Annotated in this window: 22 protein-coding genes and 1 pseudogene; 20 read left to right on the top strand and 3 right to left on the bottom strand. The window is 62.2% G+C overall.

Going from position 1 to position 21,629, the window contains the following annotated elements:
- Window positions 1-139: 139 nt before the first annotated feature.
- From VFB05_RS16045 to VFB05_RS16090, 10 genes are all read left to right on the top strand, one after another.
- On the top strand, window positions 140-586 hold the full coding sequence (locus tag VFB05_RS16045; RefSeq protein WP_325013715.1) for a carbon monoxide dehydrogenase subunit G: 447 nt from the start codon (window positions 140-142) through the stop codon (window positions 584-586).
- A 167-nt stretch (window positions 587-753) separates the two neighbouring features.
- Window positions 754-1,239, top strand: a complete 486-nt coding sequence (locus tag VFB05_RS16050; RefSeq protein ID WP_325013716.1) for a (2Fe-2S)-binding protein — start codon at window positions 754-756, stop codon at window positions 1,237-1,239.
- Window positions 1,240-1,280: 41 nt separating this feature from the next.
- Window positions 1,281-2,087 carry a xanthine dehydrogenase family protein subunit M gene (locus tag VFB05_RS16055; RefSeq protein ID WP_325013717.1) on the top strand — a complete coding sequence of 269 codons (807 nt, stop codon included), beginning with the start codon at window positions 1,281-1,283 and terminating at the stop codon, window positions 2,085-2,087.
- A gap of 28 nt (window positions 2,088-2,115) precedes the next feature.
- Complete coding sequence (locus tag VFB05_RS16060) at window positions 2,116-3,024, top strand: MoxR family ATPase (RefSeq protein ID WP_325013718.1); 909 nt, start codon at window positions 2,116-2,118, stop codon at window positions 3,022-3,024.
- Window positions 3,025-3,202: 178 nt separating this feature from the next.
- Window positions 3,203-4,399 (top strand): VWA domain-containing protein, encoded by a 1,197-nt coding sequence (locus VFB05_RS16065; RefSeq protein WP_325013719.1) that lies wholly within the window; start codon window positions 3,203-3,205, stop codon window positions 4,397-4,399.
- Between the two features lie 27 nt (window positions 4,400-4,426).
- Window positions 4,427-4,750 (top strand): XdhC family protein, encoded by a 324-nt coding sequence (locus VFB05_RS16070; protein WP_325013720.1) that lies wholly within the window; start codon window positions 4,427-4,429, stop codon window positions 4,748-4,750.
- Between the two features lie 6 nt (window positions 4,751-4,756).
- A complete protein-coding gene (locus VFB05_RS16075; RefSeq protein ID WP_325013721.1) occupies window positions 4,757-5,458 on the top strand; it encodes an XdhC family protein in 702 nt (233 codons plus the stop codon).
- Window positions 5,455-7,059 carry a molybdopterin-binding/glycosyltransferase family 2 protein gene (locus VFB05_RS16080; protein WP_325013722.1) on the top strand — a complete coding sequence of 535 codons (1,605 nt, stop codon included), beginning with the start codon at window positions 5,455-5,457 and terminating at the stop codon, window positions 7,057-7,059. The genes VFB05_RS16075 and VFB05_RS16080 overlap by 4 nt, the downstream gene beginning before the upstream one ends.
- A 108-nt stretch (window positions 7,060-7,167) precedes the next feature.
- Entirely contained in the window at window positions 7,168-7,557 is a 390-nt protein-coding gene (locus tag VFB05_RS16085; protein ID WP_325013786.1) for a DUF4189 domain-containing protein, read from the top strand.
- A 102-nt stretch (window positions 7,558-7,659) separates the two neighbouring features.
- A complete protein-coding gene (locus VFB05_RS16090) occupies window positions 7,660-8,073 on the top strand; it encodes a DUF2000 family protein (RefSeq protein WP_325013723.1) in 414 nt (137 codons plus the stop codon).
- A gap of 45 nt (window positions 8,074-8,118) precedes the next feature.
- Here the strand turns inward: VFB05_RS16090 and VFB05_RS16095 are convergent, their stop codons facing one another.
- Window positions 8,119-10,374 carry an outer membrane protein gene (locus VFB05_RS16095; protein WP_325013724.1) on the bottom strand — a complete coding sequence of 752 codons (2,256 nt, stop codon included), beginning with the start codon at window positions 10,372-10,374 and terminating at the stop codon, window positions 8,119-8,121.
- Window positions 10,375-10,500: 126 nt separating this feature from the next.
- Here VFB05_RS16095 and VFB05_RS16100 point away from each other — a divergent pair, with 126 nt between their 5' ends.
- The 6 genes and pseudogenes from VFB05_RS16100 to VFB05_RS16120 all read left to right on the top strand — a co-directional run bounded on the left by VFB05_RS16100 (window position 10,501) and on the right by VFB05_RS16120 (window position 14,863).
- Window positions 10,501-11,118, top strand: a complete 618-nt coding sequence (locus tag VFB05_RS16100; RefSeq protein WP_325013725.1) for a GNAT family protein — start codon at window positions 10,501-10,503, stop codon at window positions 11,116-11,118.
- A 19-nt stretch (window positions 11,119-11,137) separates the two neighbouring features.
- Window positions 11,138-11,233: pseudogene (locus VFB05_RS32195) on the top strand (DUF2000 domain-containing protein); the annotation flags it as partial.
- A 120-nt stretch (window positions 11,234-11,353) separates the two neighbouring features.
- Window positions 11,354-11,977 carry a TetR/AcrR family transcriptional regulator gene (locus VFB05_RS16105; RefSeq protein ID WP_325013726.1) on the top strand — a complete coding sequence of 208 codons (624 nt, stop codon included), beginning with the start codon at window positions 11,354-11,356 and terminating at the stop codon, window positions 11,975-11,977.
- Entirely contained in the window at window positions 11,974-12,762 is a 789-nt protein-coding gene (locus VFB05_RS16110; protein ID WP_325013727.1) for an efflux RND transporter periplasmic adaptor subunit, read from the top strand. The genes VFB05_RS16105 and VFB05_RS16110 overlap by 4 nt, the downstream gene beginning before the upstream one ends.
- 5 nt (window positions 12,763-12,767) lie before the next feature.
- Entirely contained in the window at window positions 12,768-13,700 is a 933-nt protein-coding gene (locus VFB05_RS16115; protein ID WP_325013728.1) for an ABC transporter ATP-binding protein, read from the top strand.
- A gap of 2 nt (window positions 13,701-13,702) precedes the next feature.
- Complete coding sequence (locus VFB05_RS16120; RefSeq protein WP_414643207.1) at window positions 13,703-14,863, top strand: ABC transporter permease; 1,161 nt, start codon at window positions 13,703-13,705, stop codon at window positions 14,861-14,863.
- An 18-nt stretch (window positions 14,864-14,881) separates the two neighbouring features.
- On the opposite strand, the gene VFB05_RS16125 is transcribed toward VFB05_RS16120, so the two are convergent.
- Both VFB05_RS16125 and VFB05_RS16130 read right to left on the bottom strand, forming a co-directional pair.
- Window positions 14,882-15,346, bottom strand: coding sequence for a DUF488 domain-containing protein (locus VFB05_RS16125; protein ID WP_325013730.1), 465 nt, complete (start codon window positions 15,344-15,346; stop codon window positions 14,882-14,884).
- 166 nt (window positions 15,347-15,512) lie between these two features.
- Window positions 15,513-16,343: a DUF72 domain-containing protein gene (locus VFB05_RS16130; RefSeq protein WP_325013731.1), complete on the bottom strand. Its 831-nt coding sequence runs from the start codon at window positions 16,341-16,343 to the stop codon at window positions 15,513-15,515.
- A 311-nt stretch (window positions 16,344-16,654) separates the two neighbouring features.
- On the opposite strand from VFB05_RS16130, the gene VFB05_RS16135 reads away from it, so the two are divergent.
- The 4 genes from VFB05_RS16135 (at window position 16,655) to VFB05_RS16150 (ending at window position 21,530) form a co-directional block, all read left to right on the top strand.
- Window positions 16,655-17,788, top strand: coding sequence for a glycosyltransferase family 2 protein (locus tag VFB05_RS16135; RefSeq protein ID WP_325013732.1), 1,134 nt, complete (start codon window positions 16,655-16,657; stop codon window positions 17,786-17,788).
- Between the two features lie 178 nt (window positions 17,789-17,966).
- Complete coding sequence (locus VFB05_RS16140; RefSeq protein ID WP_325013733.1) at window positions 17,967-19,463, top strand: glycosyltransferase family 39 protein; 1,497 nt, start codon at window positions 17,967-17,969, stop codon at window positions 19,461-19,463.
- 315 nt (window positions 19,464-19,778) lie between these two features.
- Window positions 19,779-20,927 (top strand): DUF2778 domain-containing protein, encoded by a 1,149-nt coding sequence (locus VFB05_RS16145; protein WP_325013734.1) that lies wholly within the window; start codon window positions 19,779-19,781, stop codon window positions 20,925-20,927.
- Window positions 20,928-20,978: 51 nt separating this feature from the next.
- Window positions 20,979-21,530, top strand: a complete 552-nt coding sequence (locus tag VFB05_RS16150; RefSeq protein WP_325013735.1) for a GNAT family N-acetyltransferase — start codon at window positions 20,979-20,981, stop codon at window positions 21,528-21,530.
- Window positions 21,531-21,629 lie beyond the last annotated feature (99 nt).

Genomic DNA, 21,629 nt, shown 5'->3' on the forward strand with positions numbered 1-21,629 from the left:
TAATCACCCCGGCGCGTCTCTGCCAATCCAAAAAGCTGGCGCAACCCAGCCGTGCCCGTGAATCGACAACTCCTGCCTTCCTTTCGGGGCATTCGTGCATTAGGTCATGGTGGAAAGATTGCAAAGAACGGAGACGCACATGGCCATGACGATGCATGGGGAGGTCCAGCTTCCCGCCTCGCGCGAGGCGATCTGGGCCAAGCTGAACGACCCCGAGGTGCTCAAGGCCTGCATCCCCGGCTGCGAGGAGTTGGAAAAGACCGAGGACAACGGCTTTCGTGCGGCGGCGAAAATGAAGGTCGGCCCGGTATCGGCCCGCTTCAAGGGCCGCGTAGCGCTGAGCGATCTCGACCCGCCGAACGGCTACAAGATATCGGGCGAAGGCGAGGGCGGGGTGGCCGGCTTCGCCAAGGGCGGGGCGACGGTGGCGCTTTCGGACAAGGACGGCGGCACGCTCCTGACCTATGACGTCGAGGCCCAGATCGGCGGCAAGCTCGCCCAGCTCGGGCAGCGACTGATCAACGGTGCAGCCAAGAAACTGGCCGATGAATTTTTCGCGAATTTTGCGAAGGCGGTAGAAGGTTGATTCTTGACGACGGCCTGAATAAGGACAGTCCGTCCGCGTCCGTTTGTCTAATCAAGCCATGCGGTCATGAGGTTGCTCATTGCCGCTGCGACCCATATTATACCCTTGAAACACCAGAAATTGACTGCGCCGCCGGGCAGCGCCGGCGCGGATAAAGAGAGCCCGGAATGGCGAAGATATCCCTGATCGTGAACGGCAATCCCGTCAATGCGAACGTCGACCCCCGCACGCTTCTCGTGCAATTTCTGCGCGAGAATCTGCGGCTGACCGGCACCCATGTCGGCTGTGACACCTCGCAATGCGGCGCCTGCGTCGTCCATCTCGACGGCAAGGCGGTCAAGTCCTGCACCACGCTTGCCGTCATGGCGGATGGACACGAAATCCGGACCATCGAGGGCTTAGCTGCCGACGGCGGGCCGCTGCATCCGATGCAGGAAGCCTTCCGCGAGCATCACGGCCTGCAATGTGGCTTCTGCACGCCGGGTATGATCATGACCGCGATCGATATCGTCCATCGCATGGGTCACGAGCTCTCCGACCACACCATCCGCGAAGAGCTCGAAGGCAATCTGTGCCGGTGCACCGGCTACCAGAACATCGTGACGTCGATCGCCGCCGGCGCCAAGGCGATGGCCAGATCCGATCTCGCTTAAAACGCGCTTCACCTCGATCAGAGATATTTCGGACAATACCCATGTACGAATTCAAATATCATCGTCCGGCGACTGTGCGGCAGGCCGCCAATTTGCTGGTCAAGAATGAGGATGCCAAGGTGATCGCGGGCGGGCATACGCTCGTGCCGGTCATGAAGCAGCGCCTCGCCAGTCCGCCGCATCTGGTGGATCTCTCCCATATCGAAGGGCTCGACGGCGTCGAGATGAAGGGCCGCTCGCTCGTCATCGGCGCCACCGCCACCCACCACGCGGTTGCGACCTCGGCAGTCGTCGGCGAAGCCATCCCGGCGCTGGCTCAGCTTGCCGGCATGATCGGCGATCCGGCGGTGCGTCATCGCGGCACCATCGGCGGTTCGCTCGCCAACAATGATCCGACGGCCGACTATCCGGCGGCGGTGCTGGCGACGGGCGCGACCATCGTCACCAACAAGCGCCGCCTCAAGGCGGAAGAATATTTCCAGGGCATGTTTGCAACTGCGCTGGAGAGCGATGAGATCATCACCAAAGTGATGTTCCCACTGCCGAAGAAGGCGGCTTACGTGAAATTCCGCAACCAGGCCTCGCGCTATGCGTTGGTCGGTGTGTTCGTTGCCAAGCGTCCGTCGGATGTGCGCGTTGCCGTCACCGGCGCGGGCAGTGATGGTGTGTTCCGCGTCGCGTCTTTCGAGGAAGCGCTGAAGAAGCGTTTTTCGCCGAAGGCGCTCGACGGCCTGACAGTGCCGGCCGAAGGATTGAACAGCGACCTGCATGGCAGCGCCGAATATCGCGCGCATCTGATCGCGGTGATGGCGCGGCGTGCGGTCGAGGCCGCAACCGCCAAATCCTGACGATCCGGCTACTTAACAAGGTTTGCTCATGACTGCGTCGGCGCTGCCCAAATCCGTCGATGCCATGCTGGAGCTATTGGCTTCGCGCGGCTATCTTGCCGAGCGCTCGCTCGCAACCGTCACCTATCTCTCGCTGCGCATGGGCCGGCCGCTGTTTCTCGAAGGCGAAGCCGGAGTCGGCAAGACCGAGATCGCCAAGGTGTTGTCGGCAGGCCTTGGACGCAAGCTGATCCGCCTGCAATGCTACGAGGGCCTGGATGCGGCGTCCGCCGTCTACGAATGGAACAGCGCGGCGCAGATGATCGCGATCCGCCTGGCGGAAGCCGCCGGCGATACCGACCGCGACCAGCTGTCGAGCGATATTTTCGCCGACCGCTTCCTGATCAAGCGGCCGCTGCTGCAGGCGCTCGAACCCGATGTCGCCGGTGCGCCGGTGCTTCTGATCGACGAACTCGATCGCGCGGACGAGGCGTTCGAGGCGTACTTGCTGGAGATCCTGTCGGACTTCCAGATCACGATTCCCGAATTCGGCACAGTAAAAGCGCCGCAGCCGCCGATCGTGATCATTACCTCGAACCGCACCCGCGAAATCCACGACGCGCTGAAGCGGCGCTGTCTTTATCACTGGGTCGATTACCCCAGTGCCGAGCGGGAGCTTGCGATCGTCAAATCGCGCGTGCCCGGCATTTCCGCGAAATTGTCGCAGCAGGTCGTGCGCTTCGTGCAAGCCCTGCGCGATCAGGATTTCTACAAGTCACCGGGCGTTGCCGAGACGCTTGATTGGGCGACCGCGCTCACCGAGCTTGACGCACGCTCGCTGACGCCCGAGGTGGTCGGCGACAGCCTCGGCGCGCTGCTCAAATACCAGGACGACATCGAGCGGATGCAGGGCGAGACGTTGCAAAAGGTTTTGAAAGAAGCGACGAGCGAGAACTGACGAGGTCGCCAGTGCGGCGAATTTGAAGTTCCTAGCAGTTTCGCCGCGAATTCATTATGGGAACTTCAAATTCGAAGCCGCACTAGAAACAATAGGTTGCTAGAGCTCCTTTGATTCCGAAGTTCGCATCAGAGGTTGCCGCAATATCGTGCGAACTTCGGAATCGGAGCTCTACCCGATGGCCATCGATCACCTCAATCCGCCGACCGGCCAGATGGCCGACAACGTCATCGGCTTTGCGCGTGCGCTGCGCGTCGCCGGGATTCCTGTCGGCCCCGGAGCGGTCATCGATGCCATGAACGCTTTGCAGCTGATCGAGATCGGCAACCGCAGCGAGGTCTTTACCGCGCTTGAGGCGATTTTCGTCAAGCGTCACGAGCACGCGTTGATTTTCGCCCAGGCTTTTGACCTGTTCTTCCGCGCTGCGGATGAATGGAAGCATATGCTGGATTCGGTCCCGCTTCCCGATCACGCCAAGAAGAAGCCGCCTGCCGCCGCGCGTCGCGTGCAGGAGGCGTTTTCGCAAACCAGGATGACGGAGACGCCGCAGACGCAGGCCGACGAGCTTCGCCTGTCGGTCTCCGACAAGGAGATCCTGCAGAAGAAGGATTTTGCGCAGATGACGGCGGCCGAGATCGCCGAAGTCACGCGCGCCATCGCCAACATGAAATTGCCGCAGGCTGAACTGCGCACCCGCCGCTACCGGCCGGATGCGCGGGGATTGAAGCTCGACATGCGGCGGACGCTGCGCGGATCGCTGCGCACCGGCGGCGATATCATCGACATCCGCAGGCTCGGGCGGATCGACAAGCCGGCGCCGATCGTGGCGCTGCTCGATATCTCCGGTTCGATGAGCGAATATACCCGCCTGTTCCTGCATTTTCTGCATGCGATCACCGATGCGCGCAAGCGCGTCTCGGTGTTTTTGTTCGGCACGCGGCTAACCAATGTGACGCGGTCGTTGCGGGCGCGCGATCCGGACGAGGCGCTGGCGAGTTGTTCCGCGGCTGTCGAGGACTGGGCCGGAGGCACCCGCATTGCCTCCTCGCTCCACGCCTTCAACAAGCGCTGGGGACGGCGGGTATTGGGTCAGGGCGCGATCGTGCTGCTCATTTCCGACGGGCTGGAGCGCGAGGCGGACGCTCGCCTTGCCTTCGAGATGGACCGGTTGCACCGGTCCTGCCGCCGCCTGATCTGGCTCAACCCGCTGCTCAGGTACGGCGGCTTTGAGCCGAAAGCGCAGGGCATCAAAATGATGCTGCCCCACGTTGACGAATTCCGCCCGGTGCATAATTTGAAGTCTATCGAGGGGCTGATCGAGGCACTGTCATCGATGGCCCAACCGCATCACAGCCTGCTACGATCCGTAGCCTGAACCCAAGAAAATACCGGCGAGGTTTTCATGCTTGATCGCGACGAAGACATTCTCAAGGCCGCTGAAGACTGGCAGAAGGCGGGCCACGGCGTGGCGCTCGCCACCGTCGTCGAAACCTGGGGCTCGGCGCCGCGGCCGGCCGGCTCCAATCTCGTGATCAACGATGACGGCACGTTCCTCGGCTCCGTCTCCGGCGGCTGCGTCGAAGGCGCGGTGGTGGCCGAGGCGCTGGATGTGATCGAAAGCGGCAAACCCAAGATGCTTGAATTTGGCGTCGCCGACGAGACCGCCTGGAATGTCGGCCTGTCCTGCGGCGGCACCATCCGCGTGTTCGTCGAGAAGGTTGGATAAAATAACGTGAAGCTTTCAACCCTGAAAGAGCTGAACACCGAGCGCGCCGCGCGGCGGCCGGTGATTGTCGTGACCGATACCGCTGACGGCGGGCAGCGCCTCGTCAAGGCCGCCGACTTCGCCGCCGATCCCCTTAGCGCGGAGTTGTCGAAGCAGCTGCGCATGGGCAAAAGCGGCAACGTCGAGGTCGGTGGCAAGAAGCTGTTTCTCAATGTCTATGCGCCGACCGCGCGCATGGTGATCGTCGGCGCCGTCCATATCAGTCAGGCGCTGGTGCCGCTGGCGCGCTCGCTCGGCTATGATGTGACGGTGGTCGATCCGCGCACGGCTTTCGCAAGCCCGGAGCGCTTTCCCGATGTGCCGCTGGTTGCCGAGTGGCCTGACGTAGCGCTGCCGCCGCTCAACGTCGATCACTACACGGCGTTCGTCGCGCTCACGCATGATCCCAAGATCGACGATCCGGCGCTGTTGCACGCGTTTGCGCGCGACTGTTTCTATATCGGCGCGCTCGGCTCGCGAAAGACCCATGCCAAGCGCGGCGAGCGGTTGAAAGCGCAAGGTGCGACCGACGCCGACATCGCTCGTATTCATGCGCCGATCGGCCTCGCAATCGGCGCGGTCTCGCCTTCCGAAATCGCTGTCGCAATCATGGCCCAGATCACGGCGACGCTGCGGTTGCCGAAAGAACACAAAGAAGCTGCGGAATGAAGTTCGGCCCTGCCAGTCCGGCGGATGCGCTCGGTGGCGTCACCGTCCACACCCTGCGCCAGGGGTCGCTGGTGCTCAAGAAGGGCACCACGATTGGGCCTGCGGAAATCGCCGCGCTCGACAAGGCGGGCGTCAAGGAAGTCGTCGTCGTGCGTCTGGAGGAGGGCGACGTCTCCGAAGACGTCGCGGCCGCCAGCATCGCGCAGGCCGTGGCAGGCGATGGCATCCATGTCGAACGCGCCTTCACCGGCCGCGCCAATCTGTTCGCCGCCCAAGGCGGCGTGCTCGTGGTGGATGAGACCGCAGTCGACCGCATCAACGGCGTCGACGAGGCCATCACTTTCGCGACGCTTTCGGCGTTCAAGCCGGTTGTCGAAGGCGAGATGGTCGCAACCGTCAAGCTGATCCCGTTCGGGGTCGAGGCAAAGCTGCGCGATGCCGCGGTCGCGGCAGCCAAGGGCAGCGCCTTGCGGATCGCGCCTTACGTGATCAAGCGCGTCGGTGTGATCTCGACCTTGTTGCCGGGGCTCGCACCGAAGGTGATCGACAAGACGCTCAAGGTGACGGAAGAGCGGCTGGCGCCGGCCGGCGCGAAAATCATCGCCGAGCGGCGCGTGCCGCATGACGAGACTGTGCTGAAGGCGGCGATGAAGGAACTGCTCGATCTTGGCGCTCAACTCGTGATCGTTTTCGGTGCGTCCGCGATTGCCGATCGCCGCGACGTCATTCCGGCGGCGCTTTCCGGCATCGGTGGCGAGATCGAGCATTTCGGCATGCCGGTCGATCCCGGCAATCTGCTCCTGATCGGCAAGGCCGGCGACATTCCGGTGTTGGGCGCGCCCGGTTGTGCGCGCTCGCCGGTGGAAAACGGTTTTGACTGGGTGCTGATGCGCTTGCTCGCGGGCCTTAAGGTCACGCGCGCCGAGCTGACACGGATGGGCGTCGGCGGACTCCTGATGGAGATCGTGACCCGGCCGCAACCGCGCGCGAGCCTCGAGGCCGACGGCAATCGCCATGTCAGCGCCGTTGTGCTGGCTGCCGGGCGCTCGACCCGCATGGGCGGGCCGAACAAGCTCCTGGCCGAGCTCGACGGTCAAAAGCTGGTCCGCATCGTGACCGAGCAGGCGCTCGCCTCGAAAGCGAAAGACGTGATTGTCGTCACCGGCCATCAGGCCGAGCTGGTCGAGAAGGCGCTCGCCGGCCTCAATGTCAAATTCGTCCGCAATGCGGATTTCGCACGTGGCCTCGCAAGCTCGGTGAAGGCGGGCATATCGGCCGTGCCCAAGTCTGCCGACGGCGCGGTGATCTGCCTCGGCGACATGCCGATGATCTCGGCCGGTCTGATCGATCACCTGATCGAGGCGTTCGCGCCGGATCGCGGCAACTTGATCACGGTGCCCGTCAGCAGCGGCCGCCGCGGCAATCCCGTGCTGTGGTCGCGCCGCTTTTTCAATGAGTTGATGGCGCTCGATGGCGATATCGGCGCCCGCCACCTGATTGCCAAGCACAATGAGGCGGTGGCGGAGGTCCCGGTCGAGGGCGACGGCGCATTTCTCGATATCGACACGCCGCAGGCGCTGGAAGCCGCGCGGCACGGCTAACGTCGGCTTGGTCCGTGCCAATTTTTTCGCCCGCTAATCTTCATTCACCAAGTGGAAACGTCCTCTCCCTTAAGTTGCCGCCCGCTAAAGTTGGGGGAGGGGTTCTTGATCGTTTCGACCGCTGTCGCGCGGCGCCGCGCGCTATTCGTTCTTGCATTCACGCTTGTTGTCGGCGCCTCCCGCCTGATCACGGAAAGCCGCGCGGCTGGCGCATTTGCGATCGGCAAATGCGGCGCCTATGGCCAGGCCTACGATTATGCGGCTGAAAGTGCCGCCGTTGCCGCAGCCCTCAAGCAATGCAATGGCGAGTGCAAGACAGTCACGATGAAGCGCTCTTGCGCCGCGTTTTCCGTTGACATGGCCAATCCCTGCGGCGCGCACGGCTATGCGGTCAAGCCGCATATTTCGAGCTCGCTCAATGAAGCGACCCGCGAATGCTACAAGTTTGGCGGCAAGGAATGCGTGATCCGCGCCTGGGCCTGCGACGCCAAGGGATGATGCGCGCGGTGATGTGATCGCATCGCCGTGAAAATCTTGCTCTAATGCTCCAGAAATTCGGATCCCCCGCGGGGACTTCGAACTCACATCCCTGGAGCCATCATGCAATTCGATACCAAGATCGCGGTCGTGATCCGGACCGATCTCGAAGCGTGGCAGAAGCTCAATGTCGCTTCGTTTCTGGCGGGCGGCATTGCTGCCACGTTTCCGGAATGCGTCGGCGAACCCTATGCCGACGGCTCGGGCACGCCCTACCTCGCGCTGATCGGCCAGCCGATCCTGATCTACGGCGCGCCGGACCGGGCAGCGATGTCACGGGCGCTCGAACGGGCGCTAGCGCGCAACGTGCGGCCCGCGGTCTATACCGAGGACATGTTCAAGACCACGCACGATGCCGCCAACCGCGAGGTGGTGAAGGCGGTCGCCCGCGCTGATCTCGACCTTGTCGGCATTGCCATGCGCGCCGAACGCAAGGTGATCGACAAGATCGTCGACGGCTTGAAGTTTCACAGCTAGGTTTGGCGAGCCTTCAGCTCGCCAAACCCGCTTCGAATCTCGATATCAATGGAATTGATAATCCACGCCGGCGCGAACGGTGTCGACGGTCAGGTGACGCGACGTCGTATCTACCGTGTACTCGAACAGCACGCCGTTTGTCAGGCCGCCGATAGTGCTGCCCGCATTGCCAAAGTCGTAGTGCAGATATTCGACGCGGCCGATCCAGTTGCTGTTCCAGAGCCGCATCTCGGCGCCAGCACCCGCTGCCCATCCGAAACGCCAACTCGGCGTTGTCGTCACAGTGGTGTCGAACGGATTCACAGCCGTGGCGGTCTGGGTGAGCCGGGTCCAAGCCAGGCCGCCCGTACCATAGAGCAGGGTATCGGGCGTTACGAGATAGCCGAGGCGGGCGCGTCCCGAACCGAGCCAATCGAACTTGTCGGTCTGCATTTGGGTGAAGGGAGTGCCAAACAGGACGCCCGCGACCGAGGAAGTCCCCTTGACGCTGCTACCCGACAGATCGATCTCCAGACCGCCGACCACCGACCGAGTCTGCCAGTTGGCGCCCGCCTGGAAGCCGCCGAGGAAACCCTGCGAATTCGGGCCTGACAGCGTAACCGGCTGAGCCGGAGGTATGAATTCCGTAAGAGCTTCGCTGAAGGGATCGCGGCCCCAGCCATAGCCGGCGTTTGCGCCGATATAAAAACCGGTCCAGTTGTACACGGCGACCGGCGGCACGGCGGCCATGGCGTTGTAGGCGGAGCGGCCGCCCGATCCAATTCCATCGAACTTGTAGCTGATGCCGGCCTGCACCACGTCGTTGGTGAGGTGACCCGAGGTCACTGCGGTGACAGCACCGCCCCCTGCGGGAATGGTCAGGCTCGAACTGCCCGAGCCGAAGTCATAGTGCAGATATTCGAGCCGGGCGAGCCAGTTGGTGTTGGCGAGTCGAGCCTCGACGCCGAGGCCCGCAACCCACCCGAACATCCAGCTTGGGGTTACAAGCGATGTCGTGGTGGTTGGGGCTCCAACAGCGGTGGTAACGCTTTCCTGGTCTGAGACCATGCGGGCCCATCCGGGACCGCCGGTGCCATAGAGCAGGACATCCGGCGTGACGAGATAGCCGAGGCGCGCGCGGGCCGAGCCGAACCAGTCAAGCTTGTCGGTCTGGCTCGCCTGCTCGACGAAGCCGGCGCCGCTCACCGAATTCGAGTTCGAGCCCTTGATGTTGGAGCCAGACAGGTCGATCTCCAATCCGCCAACGATGCGACCGGACTGCCAGTTCGCGCCGGCCTGGAAGCCGCCGACGAAACCGCTGGCGTCGATCCCGCCGAGCAATCGCACGGTGTCGTCCACGAGGACGTTGTTGAAGGGATCGCGCGCCCATCCGTATCCGGCGTGGGCGCCGAAATAGACACCGCTCCAGCTCCAGGGCGTGATTGCCGCCGCCTTGTAGGGGAGGGATGGATTGGATGCTGCGCTCGCCGCCGCAAATGGATCGGGATCGAACTTATAGGAGATACCGGCGCGGATCACATCGGCCGTCAGATTGCCGGTGCTTTGCGGCGAGGCGAACGGCGTTATCAAGTTTCCGCCGTTACCCGAATTGCCGAAGTCGTAGTGCAGATACTCAAGGCGCGCGAGCCAATTGGTGTCGAGCAAACGGGTTTCAACGCCAAGGCCGGCGACCCATCCGAAGCGCCAGGTCGGTACCGAGCCTGATCCGACGAGCGCAATAAACCCGGGCGGCGGAATGTTGGCCGAAACGAGGTTGATATCATTGTTGTCCACAAAACGCGTCCACGCCAGGCCGGCCGTGCCGTAAAGCAAGACGTTCGGCGTCACGAGATAACCGAGCCGGCCTCGCGCCGAGCCGAGCATGTCGAACGCGCCTGAGTTGGTCGCGGACGCCGTGTTGAGAGTGAAGGTCGTGGCAGTTGCCGTATTGACTGATGATCCCTTGATGTCAGTGAACGACAGGTCGCCTTCGAAACCGACGACAAAATCCCTGGCCTGCCAGTTGTAGCCAGCATGGATACCGCCCAGCGCCCCCTTGGGGTCAAACCCGGTGAAGCCGGCGAAGCCGGGAAGCTTGCCGTTGAAAAAGGGATCGTTGGGGTCAGCCTGGGCATCGTGACCCCAACCATAGCCGCCGTGAGCGCCCGCATAGAAGCCGCTCCAACTCCAGGCGGCAACGACGGGCGGCGGCGCCTTGAACGGAAGATCGGCGGCAAGCGCCGGGCTTGCGGCCGTCAATGCGAGAACGGCGACGCTTGTAAGCAAATGCCCCTTCAAAACCAGCCCCTTCGGAATCGACAATCAAAGCAATCGAACAGTATGTTTCCGAACATATCACTTTTGCTGTGTTGGGCTGTGGCGCGCCTACAACATTGGCGTGAAATTTCGGCGGCCAAAACTACGCAATTTCGGAGATGAGCTCTCTCGATGCCCCAATCGAAATTCCCCAAGAGAAAGATATGGGTAGACGGAGAAAAATACATCCTTCGAACCATCACGGTCGATGATGCTTCCGATCGCTGGGCCGGATGGATGGCCGACCCGGAAGCGAGCTTCATGCTGAACGCGGCGCCGGTGAAAATGACGAAACGGGACCTCGTCACTTACATCAAATCCTTCGACGAGCGATCGCGCTTTTTGATCGGAATTTTCGAGAAGGCGACGGAGAGGCACCTCGGCTTCCTTCGCGTCGACGTCAAGCACGAAACCGGCCAGTTTCTCGTCAGCATGCTGATCGGGGAGGCGGGCGATCGCAACGTCGGCGTCACCAACGCGATCACCATTCCATTCCGCGACTATTTCTTTGAAACGATGGGGCTGAAGGTGATGCTCGCGACGGCGCTCGCGCATAATCGCCCGATCATTCACTACCTCTACAGCACGGGGTGGACGCTCGACCGCACGATGGAGCGTTACGTCAAATCCAATCTGGACGACCGGATGTTCGATCTTTGCTTCTTCAGTCAGACACGCGAAGCCTGGCGCGCCTGGAAGGCGGCGAAGCTCGCTGGTCGCGAGACGGCTGCGCCACCCAAAGCGAATTGATCACGGCCTCGACCCCGATCGCATCGATCTCAACCTGGTCGGGATTGCCGTGCGCGCGACGCGCAGGGTGATCGACAAGGCCGATGACGGCCTGAAGCTTCATAGCCGAGCTTAGCCATGTAAATTTTGCCAATATTATCAGTATATTGGAATTTCATTTGACAATGACTGACCAGTCAGTCATTTCTATCGAATGCCACGTTCACCGGTTCGAAAACATCAGACCAAAAGAGAGTTGAGCGCCTCGGGGGCGCGCGCCGGACGCGCCGAGCGCGCCGCTGACCGGCGTCAGGCCATCATCGAAGCTGCGTTCGAAACCTTCATCGAACAGGGCTTTGCCGCGACCCGCCTCGACGATGTTGCCAAGCGAGCCGGAGTCGCCAAGGGCACGATCTACCTGCACTTCAAGGACAAGCAGGCGCTGTTCGAGGAGCTCGTTCGCAGCGCGATCGTACCGCTGGCTTCGAGGTTGATCGAACCGCCGCCGGCGACAGCGTCGGTCCGGGCGGTGATCGAAAACTTTGCCGGCAATTTCGTGCGCGAAGTCACGACGACGCGGCGAGGCGCGATCGTGCGGCTGGTCATCGCGGAGGGACCGCGCTTTCCGGCGATCGCCGATTTCTATTATCGCGAAGTCGTCTCGCGGGGGCTCGCCGGGATGCGCGCCCTGATCGAACTCGGCATTGCCAGGGGCGAGATCCGCGAATCCGGCCTGAAGGATTTTCCGCAGATCGTGGTGGCGCCGGCGATGGTCGCAGTGATCTGGCAAGGATTGTTCGGCCGCTTCGCACCGCTCGATGCCGCCGCGATGCTTCGCGTTCATCTCGATCTGATTTTCGGCGAAGGGAGCCGAGCATGATTTTGTCGCATGGGATACGGCGTAGCCTGGCGGCGCTGGCGCTGACGGCGCTGCTTGGTGGATGCAACGAGCCCCGCAATCCCGGCTATCAGGGTTGGGTCGAGGCCGACATGATTTTCGTCAGCCCCGACGAATCCGGCCGCGTGACCAAGCTCAACGTGCGCGAGGGCGATGTGGTCAAGCCCGGCGATCAGCTGTTTTCGGTCGACGATGATTTGCAACAGGCGAACCTCAATCAGAACAAGGCGACGCTCGCCAACGCCCAGCAGACTTACGATCGAGCAGCGTCGCTGGCGAAAACGGGATCGGGCACGCAGGCCTCATTGGACTCAGCCGTGTCGGCGCTGCGCGTCGCCGAAGCCCAGGTCGCAACGTCGGAGACGCGGCTTTCGCGACGCATCGGCTACGCGCCGATCGCAGGCGCCGTGCAGCAGGTCTATTTCCGTGTGGGCGAAACGGTCGGAGCGCAGCGGCCTGTGTTGTCGATCATGCCGCCAGGCAACATGAAGGTGCGCTTCTATCTGCCAGAGGCCGATTTGCCGAAGATTGCAATCGGCGACGAGGTGCATGTGTCCTGCGACAACTGCTCGCCCGACCTGACGGCGCGAATCTACTTTATCGCGACGAATGCGGAATACACCCCGCCGGTCATCTACAGTCTCGATGAACGCAACAAGCTGGTTTATCTTGTGCAGGCGCGCCCTTCGCATCCCGATGCCTTGCGAGTCGGACAACCGATCAGCGTTTTCCTCACTCCGAAGACGCCGGTCGCAGACAAGCGGTGACGGTCGTGGAATCTGCTCCTGACATCGCGATCGACGTTCGCGGGCTCTCCAAATCCTTCGAGGGCCGCGAGGTCGTGCATGACCTCAGCATGCAGGTGAAACGTGGCTCGATCTACGGCTTCCTTGGACCGAACGGCAGCGGCAAGACCACCACCATCCGCATGCTCTGCGGGTTGCTGACACCTGACAGCGGCGAGGGCAGTTGCCTCGGTTTCGATATCCGGCGCGACGCCGACAAGATCAAGCGCCGGGTCGGTTACATGACACAGCGCTTTTCGCTGTATCAGGACCTGTCGGTTAGGGAAAACCTTGAATTCGTCGCCCGGCTCTACGGCATGCAGGACCCGCCCGCAGCCGCGCGCGGCATGATCGAGCGTCTCGGCCTGAACGGCCGCGAGAGGCAACTCGCGGGCGAATTGTCCGGCGGCTGGAAGCAGCGCCTCGCGCTTGGCGCCTGCACCTTGCCGAGCCCGCAACTGCTGCTGCTGGACGAGCCGACCGCAGGCGTCGACCCCAAGGCGCGGCGCGACTTCTGGAACGAGATCCATGCGCTTGCCGCCGAAGGTCTCACCGTCCTGGTCTCGACCCATTACATGGACGAGGCCGAGCGTTGTCACGAGATCGCCTATATCGCCTACGGCCACCTGCTGACGCACGGCACCGTGCAGGACGTGATCGCGAAGTCGGCGCTCTCGACATACACGGTGACCGGCGACGATCTTCGCGAGGTGCAGGAACGCCTCGCAGGCCGGCCGGGTATCGACATGATTGCGCCATTTGGCAACAGCCTGCACGTGTCGGGGCGCGACCGCGCGGCGCTCGAGGCCAGCATCGCGCCATGGCGTGAGGGCAAGGGATTGCATTGGGAGGCCAGCGAGCCGTCGCTGGAGGATGTGTTCATCGAGCTGATGACGCGCAGCAAGGACAATTTCCAATGAGCATGGCGAGCGAAACTGGTCATCAAGGCGAGTTCCGGGAGCCGCGCTTCGGCTTCTGGCGTCGCTGCTATGCGATGATCGTCAAGGAGTTCATCCAGCTGCGGCGTGACCGCGTTTCGTTCGCGATGATCATCATGATCCCGGTGATGCAGCTCTTGCTGTTTGGGTATGCGATCAACACCACGCCGCACAACCTGCCGACCGCGGTGCTCCTGCAGGAAGACAGCGATCTCGGCCGCTCGATCCTGAAGGCGCTGCAAAACACGGCCTATTTTCATTTCGTGGAGGAAGTTCATGACGTCAAGGAGTTCGACGATCTCTTGACGTCCGGCAAGGTGCTGTTCGGCGTCGAGATCCCGCGCGGCTTCGAGCGCGCGGTGCGGCGCGGTGATTATCCTGCGCTTCTGGTCGCGGCCGATGCCACCGATCCGGTAGCGGCAAGTTCGGCGCTTTCCTCGCTTGGCGTCCTGGTCCAGACCGCGTTGTCGCACGACCTTTATGCCGGCGATCCGCCGGTATTGCCGTTCGAGATCAGGGCGCATGCTCGCTACAATCCGGCGGCGTCATCACGGCTGAATATCGTCCCGGGTCTCGTCGGCACCATCCTCACCATGACAATGCTGATCTTCACCGCGCTGTCGGTGACGCGCGAGGTCGAGCGCGGCACGATGGAGAGCTTGCTGTCGATGCCGATTACGCCGGTCGAGGTGATGCTCGGCAAGATCGTGCCTTATGTGCTGGTCGGTTTCCTGCAGGCCTTCCTGATCATCGCCATCGGTGTGTTCCTGTTCGGAGTGCCGGTGCGCGGCAGCCTGATCATGCTGGCGGTGCTCTCGACGCTGTTCATCACGACCAATCTTTCGATCGGCTACACCTTCTCGACCGTTGCCCAGAACCAGCTGCAGGCGATGCAGATGTCGCTGATGTTCTTTCTGCCGAGCTTGCTGTTGTCCGGCTTCCTGTTTCCATTTCTCGGCATGCCGGTGTGGGCGCAATATATCGGCGAGGCACTGCCACTGACCCATTATATGCGTATTGTCCGCGCCATCATGCTGAAAGGCGCCAGCCTGCAGAACCTGCAATACGACACGATCGCGCTGGTTCTGTTGATGTTGCTGGCGATGACGATCGCGGTTTTGCGCTTCCGCCGCACGCTGGACTGATGCTGACGGCGAGGGTGGCTAATCGACCTGTCGCGCCGCCAGGTTGTCGATCGCTACCCCGTCGCGCTCCTCGATGATTTCGGCAATCCACCGCCGATGACAATGACGGTGGTCGCGTTCGTAGCAGAGAATGCAGACCGGACCGGATTTCTTCACCAGCGCCGACAGCTCGTCGAGTTCTTCCATTGCCTGAGGCGTTTGCAGATGCTTTGCATAGATCGTCTGCAACGTGTCGTAGTCGCCGGCTCGCGCTGCGAGGCGGCCTTCTTTCGGCGTGCCGAGCCCGCGCAAATGGAGATAGGCAATACCGCGCTCGTCGAGGCCTGCGGCGAGCTGGCTCTTGGAAAATCCGGGGCGACGTGACGACGCCACCGCCCGCACGTCGACGAGCAGCTTCACGCCAGCCTGTTCGAGCTCGTCGAGCACGGCCTTTGCAGGCGTTTGTTCATAGCCGATGGTGAAGAATGTTTTGCGTCTCGCCATTAGTGTTCCGATTCCGAAGTTCGTATCATTTTGCGGGGCCACGTTTCGAACTTCGGAATCGAAGGAACACTAACAAATCTAATATCTCTAGTGTGGCTTTGGTTCGGAAGTCCGCATGACGAAACGGCGGCAGGACGATGCGGACTTTCGAACCGCCACACTAGGATCAGCTCACCCGCGCGATCAGTTCCATCGCGCCATGGGGAGCGCGGATTTTGCCTTCATGGATCACATAGGCAAAGACGTCGCGCGGCATCTTCTTTGGCTTGCTGTCGTCGACGCGCGGCAGATCGTCCGGCTCGCCGCCTTCCGCCCAGAGCTGGAAGCGCTTGGCCCAGGCGTCTAGCTGCTTCGGCGGATAGCAGGTCTTGATCTCGTCATCGCCCTTTTGCAGCCGCGCGTACACGAAGTCGCTCGCGACATCGGCGATCGCCGGATATTTGCCGTGCTCGGCGAACACGACGGGCGTTTCGAATTTCCGGATCAGCGCCACGAAGGCCGGCGTGCAAAAGCTGTCGTGACGAACCTCGACCACATGGCGCAGGCGCTTTCCTTCGAGTTCGCGCGGCAACAGCTCGAGGAACTTGCCGAAGTCGGCTTCATCGAACTTCTTGGTCGGCATGAATTGCCAGAGCACGGGGCCGAGGCGATCGCCGAGTTCGAGCACGCCGGAATCGTAAAACCGCTTCACGGAATCGCCCGCCTCCGCCAGCACGCGACGGTTGGTGGCAAAGCGGGGGCCCTTCAGCGAGAACACAAAGCCGTCCGGCACCTCGCGCGCCCATTTGCGAAAGCTCTCCGGTTTCTGCGAACCGTAATAGGTGCCGTTGATTTCGATCGAGGTGAGCTTGGAAGCTGCGTATTGCAGCTCTTTCGCCTGCGCGAGCTTTTCCGGATAAAACACGCCGCGCCAGGGCTCGAACGTCCAGCCGCCGACGCCGATGAGGATGCGGCCGGATTTTGCCGCTGTGGCTTTGGAGGCGGGGGCTTTGCTCACGGGAGGGTCTCGCTGACTTGCTGGGGGACATCAGCGTAGTCAAGCCGACCCGGATTGGCCAGTTTGCTTGGCGACGGACATTGAGCCTGCTGCCAGCCTGCTGCAATCCGCCCGTGCTCCCCTTGTATTGCGCCGGATCGTTCCTATTTAGCTCCTAACGGCGACGTCGATGCTTTCCCCCGAGCTCCGTCGCTGGAACGACCACTCAATAGCTCGGCTGCGCCGGATGTACGCGCGCCACCTGTTGGTGGTCGTTGGCATTTCCGGGTTCCCTTGGCATCTCCTTAAATCATCGGATATACGCTGGCGTCATGAACGACGCTCTGCAAATCGCGGCCAAGACTTCGGCCCAAGTCATTGGAACGCCACAGCTTTCGGTCGTTATCCCGACCTTCAACGAGCGGGATAATGTCGTTACGCTGTTCCGGCGGCTGGAAAAGACGCTGGCCGGAATTCCGTTCGAAGCGGTTTTTGTCGATGACAACTCGCCCGACGGGACCTGGCAGGTGCTGCGCGAGCTCGCCAGCCAGGATGGCCGGGTGCGGTGTATCCGGCGGATCGGACGGCGCGGCCTGTCCGGCGCCTGCATCGAGGGCATTCTGGCCTCGAGCGCGCCATGCGCGGCTGTCATCGACGCCGACTTGCAGCATGACGAGACGCAGCTGCCGAAGATGCTCGCTCTGATCCAGAGCGGCGAGTTCGATCTCGTGGTCGGCAGCCGTTACATCGAGGGCGGCAGCGCGAAAAGCTTCAACCGGCAGCGGGCGGGCGCCAGCGCGCTCGCCACCGAGGTGGCCAAGCGCCTGTTGCGGGTCGAGGTCGCCGATCCCATGAGCGGCTTCTTCATGATCCGCCGCGACCGCTTCGAGGCGCTGGCGCCGCAACTCTCCACGCAGGGTTTCAAGATTTTGCTCGACGTGGTGGCGACTGCCCATGGCGCGCTTCGCGTCAAGGAAATCCCCTACACCTTCGGTTCGCGGCTGCATGGCGAAAGCAAGCTCGATTCCATGGTCGCGCTGGATTTCCTGGGGCTCGTGCTGGCGAAGCTGACCCGCGATATCGTCTCGCTGCGGTTTCTTTTGTTTGCGATGGTCGGTTCGCTCGGCGTCGTCGTTCACTTCGCCGGGCTCTATGCGGCGCTGAAGGGGTTTCGCTTTCCATTCGCCGAGGCCCAGGCCTTTGGCGCGGTTTGCGCCATGACCAGCAACTTCATCCTCAACAACTTCCTGACTTATCGCGACCAGCGGCTGAAGGGCTTTGCAATCGTCCGCGGCCTGTTGCTGTTCTATCTCGTTTGCAGCGTCGGTCTCCTGGCCAATGTCGGCGTGGCCTTCTCGGTTTACGACCAACAGCCGATCTGGTGGCTTGCGGGCGCCGCCGGCGCCTTGATGGGCGTGGTCTGGAATTACGCGATGTCCGGACTGTTCGTCTGGCGCAAGCGATGAATTTTCCATGAGTCCGACTGACACTAGTGCCCACTTTCCGAAGTTCATGCTCCGCCTCGGCACGCACATTTCACGAACTTCGGAAAGTCATGGGCACTAGCGAAATTATGATTCGAGTGCCGCTTTCCCATTTGAAGTTCCTGGACGGAGTCCGCGGCTTGTGATGCAGGAACTTCAAATGGGCGGCACTCGGCTCGTCCGCAATACCTCGCTCACGGTCGCAGGTCTCGTGCTGCTGCGGCTCGTCGCTGCGGCCTGGACGCCGCTGACCTTCGACGAAGCGTATTACTGGATCTGGTCGAAGCATCTTGCCACCGGATACTACGATCATCCGCCGGGCGTCGCGCTCGTCATCCGTCTCGGCACCATGATTGCGGGCGATACCGAGCTTGGCGTACGGCTGGTGTCGATCCTGCTCGCGCTGCCGATGAGTTTTGCGGTGTTTCGCTCGGCCGAAATACTGTTCGGCGGCAAACGCGTAGCGGCGAACGCTACCATTCTGCTTAATGTCACCTTGATGGCGGCGGTCGGCACGCTGATCGTGACGCCGGATTCGCCGCTGCTGGTCACGTCCAGTTTTGTGCTGTTCTTTCTCGCCAAGGTGCAGGAAAGCGGGCGCGGGGCGTGGTGGCTCGCAGTCGGCGCGGCCACGGGCCTCGCGCTGGCGTCGAAATACACCGCGATGTTCTTCGGGCCAGCGATCGTGATCTGGCTGATCAGCGTTGCCAAATTGCGGAAATGGTTTTTCTCGCTGTGGCTTTATCTCGGCGGCCTCGTTGCGCTCGTGGTATTTTCGCCAGTCATTTTCTGGAACGCCGATCACCACTGGGTGTCCTTCATCAAGCAGCTCGGCCGTTCCGAGATCACGGAATTCCGCCTCGCCTTCATCGGCGAATTGATCCCGACCCAGATTGCTTTCGCCACGCCGCTCGTTTTTGTTCTCGGTGCGATGGGGCTTTACGCCTTGGCACGGCGCGAGGATGGGGCGCTCGCCTCGCGCGCGCTGATCAATGCGATGTTCTGGGTCATCACGCTCTATTTCCTCTGGCATTCGCTGCATGCGCGCGTCGAAGCGAACTGGTTCGCGCCGGTCTATCCGCCGCTCGCGATCGCGGCGGCCGCTGCCGCCAGCCTCACGCGTTGGGAACGATATTGGCGAGTAGTCGCGGATTTCTGCCTGCGCTGGGCTGCGCCGGTCGGCATCCTGATGTTCGCCGGCCTGATGGTGCAGGCCAACTCCGGCGCGCTCACCGGATTTCGCCGCGATGCCACCGTGCGCAGCGTCGGCGTCGGCTGGGAGACGCTCGCCGCCAACATCGAGGCGACGCGCGCGCGTGTTGGTGCGTCTTGCGTGCTTGCTCCGGATTACGGCACCGCGAGCTGGCTTACTTTCTATCTGCCAAGAGGCACGTGCGTGATACAGCCGACACAGCGCATCCGCTGGGTCAACATGGGCGAGCCCGATCCGGCAAAATTGTCAGGCAAGCTTCTTTGGGTCGATGAAGTGCGCGCCAGCATCCAGCCTTACGTTGCCGAGACCTTTGCGACGGTCGAACGCGTCGGCGAATTCAAGCGCATGCGCGGGCCGCTCGTGATCGAAACCTACGCGCTTGATCTGCTCGAACAGCCAAAGCGTCCGGTGCTCGACAATTCGCCGCCGCCCGAGTTGCAGTAGCGCAGCGCCGACCTGAATCGCCACGCTGGCAAACATGGCGAATTCAAGGAGATGAAATTGCGAACTGGTCCGGAAGGTTACGGGCTAAATCGCCGCAAATCCGTCTCAAAATGAGACTGCCTTACAAGCGCCCAGCACTTAATCCCCATTTAACGAAAACTTGCCTTAATGACGACGAGCGCCTCTGCGAGATGCTGCCCAGGTAATTCGGCGGGTGATCGCGCATTGGCCGCCGTTCGGAGGTGCCCACGCCATGCATCTCGCCGAACGGCGGCTAACGGGGAACGAGGGGAAATCAGTCCGGATGCTAGGCGGATGAGTACGAGTACAGTTGCGTGTTACCGGTTTACGGCACCCGTTCCTAAACAACCACAACGCAAAGCGACCCCGCAGAGTCTGCTCGTCACGGCGGCGGTGACTGGGCTCGTCATCGGCTGCGGCTGGACGCTCTACGTCAACATCTTTGCTGCCAGCCCTTATCCGGAGCTCGGCAGCGCCAGTTTCGATGCGCCGGTTATACGCCCCTTTGCCGACCGCTTTGCCGACGCCGCGGTTCGCACCGCGGCGCTGCCCCAGCCGCCTGTCATCTCCGTGCCCGAAACCGTGCCGGCGGACCCCGCGCTTTCTTTCGTCGATCGTTTCGCAGCCTCCTCGCCCGAGGGCGTCGCCCCGGCACCGGTGCCTGAAGCGCCCACGAGGATCGCCGTCGCGCCAAAGCCTGAGCCGCTGAAGCTTGCCGAGGCGCCCAAGGTCAAGGCGGAGCCTGCGAAGGGCGCCGATGCGACCAGGGCGAGAGAGACGGCAAAGGAAGCGCCGAAATTCCAGCTTGCGTCGGCTTCGCCTGCCGCGCAGCCGGACGATCAGCCGAAGTCCAAATTCAGCGAAATGGCCCAGCGCGCGAAGAACGCGATCCTGGGATTAGCCTCGAGCGACAGAAAGTCGATGGTCGAGAAGCTGTGGGGCAAGGATGGAGGCTCACGCAATCCGGTTCTGGCCTACGCTTCCGCCGACGCCGGCAGCGTGACCGGCAGCATCACCCCCCGCGAACAGAATCCGATGCTCGGCGGCGCGCCGCCTTACGATCGCGACACAGCCGTCTACGACATCGCCGCACACACCGTATATCTGCCCGACGGCACCAAGCTGGAGGCGCATTCCGGCCTTGGCTCCAACCTTGACGATCCGCACTCCGCGCGCATCCGCATGCGCGGCGTGACGCCGCCGCACATCTACACACTGAAACCGCGCGAGGCGCTGTTCCACGGCGTGGCGGCGTTGCGGCTGACGCCGATCGGCGGCGAGGACGCGATCTACGGCCGCGAAGGTTTGCTTGCGCATACCTTCATGCTCGGCGCGAATGGCGACTCCAACGGCTGTGTCTCGTTCCGCGACTACAGCGCCTTCCTCAGCGCCTATCACAACATGGGTATTCGCAAGCTCGCCGTCGTCGCGCACGTCGAGTGAGCGAAAGGATTTCCGCTTTCGATAGGCCGGGCGTGACGCTAAGCTTGCGCCATGTCGCAGCCCGATTTTCAGCCGACGCTTGTCGGTCCCACCATCACCATCCGTCCCATATCCGCAGACGATTGGACCGAGCTGTTTGCGGCTGGTTCTGATCCGAAGATTTGGGAAGTTCACCCCGCGCCGGATCGCTATACCGAGGCCGAATTTCGAAAATTCTTCGATGGCGCGGTCAAATCGAAAATGGGCTTCGTGTTTGTCGATCGCGCGACAAACAGGCTGGTCGGATCGAGCCGTTACTATGGCTATGCGCCGGAGATCGGCGAGCTCGAGATCGGCTGGACTTTTCTGTCACGCAGTCATTGGGGCGGGCCTGCGAACCGCGAAGTCAAGCGCCTGATGCTCGATCACGCCTTTACGTTCGTCGACACCGCCATCTTCTGGGTCGGTCACGAGAACTGGCGTTCGCAGGGCGCGATGACCAAGATTGGCGGGATCAAGCGCGCCGGGCTGTTCACGCGCGAGATCGCCGGTGACCGGCCGTACTATATTTTCGAGATCACCAGGCAACGCTACGAGAGTGGCGGGCGCACGCTACTGATATAATACTCCTCGGTCTGCGGCGGATTTCCTGTTCGAGCGGAAAGCGGCGTTACGGCATTGCGCGCCATTGTTTTGCAAAATGACGCGACTTCGCACCTTCCC

The organism is Bradyrhizobium sp., assembly GCF_035652035.1.
Taxonomy (GTDB): Bacteria; Pseudomonadota; Alphaproteobacteria; order Rhizobiales; family Xanthobacteraceae; genus Bradyrhizobium.